Below are 3,047 nucleotides of genomic sequence, written 5' to 3'. Positions count from 1 at the left end.
CAAATACCAGGAGTTTTGCTGATTCCTTTTCCGCCCGTTCTCAGGGTTTTGGTCAGACTCTGAATGATGTCTGCTTTGTCAGCAGGGGATAGGCGAAGAAGCTGATGTTCCAGTTCCTGACGAGTCATAGAGTACAGGGATGATTGAAAATTATCTTTATTGTAGCGATCGCGCTCTGCTTCCAGTAATCCCAGCCATCACGCAATTTGGGGTAAACTTATCTAACGCCCCTGCAACTAAACGTATGCGATCGCGCACGTTGGCAAAGTCGGGTAAATTTTGAACAATGCGGGTTAGTCGGTTGAAGTCAGGCTGGGATAGTTGAATGGTCAATGTTACTACTCCTATGGTAAGAGGATTGTTCTATTCTGGCTCAGGGCAAGATTGAGTTGTTACGGCTTATTGGTCTTATGGGGTGATTACTCCCCAATTTGAGTGTGTTGGCACAGCCTCTATGCAACCGAATTGCCCTAATCTACGTTTTCCTGTTTGCGTTTTTCGATTTCTGCGATCGGCAGTAGCAGAGTTTCATGAATTGTCCGTTTCACTAGACTACTTACAGAAGAACTATAATTTAAACAATCAAAAAGTAATTGGTTAGCAGTATCGTAATCCTTTAACTTAGATATCTGTACAGGATTAAATTGCCAGTCCCGCCACATATCGTAATAGTCTGCCATAATCAATTCCAATTGCTCTGTCCAAAATTCACCATATTCAGACCACCAATTATTGCTAGTTTCATTATCTGTATCGGGAACTAATTTTTGCATAGTTCCAACTCTTTCTGCTAACTCTCTGATTTGCCAGTGTTCCCATAGTCGATATGCATGATGCAAGGCTAAACTAAGATCAAGTCTAAGCCTTTGAAAGCTGGGTTGAAGTTCATATGTGTTAGGGATAGATGTACTCTTACCGCTTAACCTATAAGCACGACTCAATGCAAAGTATAGTTGAACCTCAAGGGCACACATTGAATGTTGAGCAAAAGCTCCAGAACGGGAATATCGGTAGTCAGTATCGAGATCTAGATACTCTTCGAGCTTGGGATCAATTTTACGAGCTAATAGAAAGCCTAGATCAACATACAAACCAAGATAAAAAGCTCTTGCAGCTGCAGGTATGTAAAGATGTTGAATCTTTAGAGCCATCTTCTCAACCCAGCTTAGAAAAGCTTGCAACTTATCATCCTTTACTTTATCCTCTATTGTTTCTTTCATAAAACCCAGGAAAAAATTAGCTTGCTGAGGGAGATCCGCTACTAATAAAAATACTTCTCGCCAGTGTTTATCGATTGTGTGCTTCATTAAAGCTGACCAATCTGCTTTGTCAACAAACCACTTAACTACAAAATACTCTTGAAACGTCAAGTGTGAGAACGACCAAACCTTCCGTGATCGCTCAATCAACAACCCATGCTGCGCTTCAATCGCCCTCAACACCGCCCCACTATCTTGCCGCCCAATCCCCAACAACTCCCCAATATATCCCTCAATCTCCTCCTGCTCAAACAACACATACTGCTCTTGTTCAAACTTCTTCACCGCCAAATAGCTCAATAGTTCCAACTTTCGATCTACCGACAAATCCCGATAAATCTCATCCCGCTCAATTCCTCTGCGTTCATCCCACTTCTCCAGCAGCAACTCCAACCCTTCCTGATACAACTTGGAACGCTTCGAGTAAAACTTCCCCGTATGGTGAAACACCAGACAAGTCAAACTCAGCAAAATCGGGGTAATCGCTAACTCCAGAATCGGTTTGTTCTCCTCTAAAAAGAGTTGTTCCAGAAACTCCTGCGCCTTTGCCAATCCTGCCGACTCATCCCGCATCATCGCTTTAAACCAATGTTCTGCAAATGCCTCTACCTGATCTTTATTAAAATCCGCCACTTCCACATAATCAAACCGCTCAAACCGTGATTCCTGACTTTGTGTTCGACAGGTTACAATTACCTGCACCTGCGAATAAGTACGAGCAAACTTTTTGATTTGCTTCGTGATTTTCTTCCCATCCTCCCCCGTCACTTCATCCAATCCATCCAGCAGAACCAGCGCTCGACCTTGCTTGAGAACTAATTGAGTTTCGGCATTCGATAACTGCCAGTATTGCTCTAGATAACCTTTTAGCGAATAGGCAAATTCTCGCCCATCGTCTACAAACTCTCGCAGTTTAATCAAGACGGGAATCCGGTGTGCTTGTAAATTTCCCCCATTACACTCCGTCACGACTCGCTGCAAATAGGTTGTTTTCCCTGAACCGGGTTTACCCACAACCATCAGGTTGGTATTCTTCGCCAACACCTCCAATCCTGACACCCGTTTCCGTTCTTTACCCAAGCCAATGCGATCTAAACTACGATAGCTGGGATTCTCCTTAAAATCCTGCCACAAGTCCTGCAATTCTGACCGATGACTACTGCTCAATTTCTCCAGAATATTGACATCTACAAACAAATCACCCAATGGCACCCAATGATCCACGCCCCAAAGCGGCATTGTGCCATGTAAGTATTGGATGTCATCATGAAGACGCGATCGCACGTTTTCCACGAGAGCATCAATATCAGACGTATCCGTTGCTGGCTCAGAAATCTGAGAACGCAGTTTATCGATACGTTGTTGACTATCGATACCAGAATGCGATCGCACACACTCCAACAATGCCCAAAGTGCTTGTTTACCCGGTGCAATTTCGCCATAGTCTGCTAGCTTTTCCACCATCTCCGGGATGAACGTCGCAACAGCACCACTCCAAGTGATGCGTTGTAACACCGATGCATCATTACCCAGCGCTAGGATTAGGATCGAGCGACGGCTGCGCTCATCTTCCATGAAGGGTTGGAGGAGTTCAACTAATTCATTGATGGTGTTTGCGTCTAATTTCACCGTCAAATTAACCTTTTACCGCTTCTAAAAACCTAGACAAACCTACCCATAAGGAATTCTGCCTTGGTATAAGTCCACGGTGTAACTTTTGGTCGATAACCGTTAACGCTTGCGCTTGGCTGATACCCGGCGTTGTTGCTCGATATCAGCCTTAACCAA

At 44.2% G+C, this 3,047-nt stretch carries 2 protein-coding genes and 1 pseudogene; all 3 read right to left on the bottom strand.

Features of this window, described 5'->3' with window-relative positions; genetic code table 11:
* Positions 1–128: pseudogene (locus RIC07_RS38850) on the bottom strand (DUF433 domain-containing protein); the annotation flags it as partial.
* Positions 129–156: 28 nt separating this feature from the next.
* Positions 157–333 carry a hypothetical protein gene (locus RIC07_RS38845; RefSeq protein WP_446399180.1) on the bottom strand — a complete coding sequence of 59 codons (177 nt, stop codon included), beginning with the start codon at positions 331–333 and terminating at the stop codon, positions 157–159.
* Between the two features lie 137 nt (positions 334–470).
* A complete protein-coding gene (locus RIC07_RS38840; RefSeq protein WP_446399179.1) occupies positions 471–2,888 on the bottom strand; it encodes an NACHT C-terminal helical domain 2-containing protein in 2,418 nt (805 codons plus the stop codon).
* Between the last annotated feature and the right edge of the window lie 159 nt (positions 2,889–3,047).

Source organism: Coleofasciculus sp. E1-EBD-02, assembly GCF_040218245.1.
Classification (GTDB): Bacteria; Cyanobacteriota; Cyanobacteriia; order Cyanobacteriales; family Coleofasciculaceae; genus Coleofasciculus.
The sequence above is the reverse complement of the archived record's forward strand: the minus strand, read 5'-3'. Positions and strand labels throughout refer to the sequence as shown.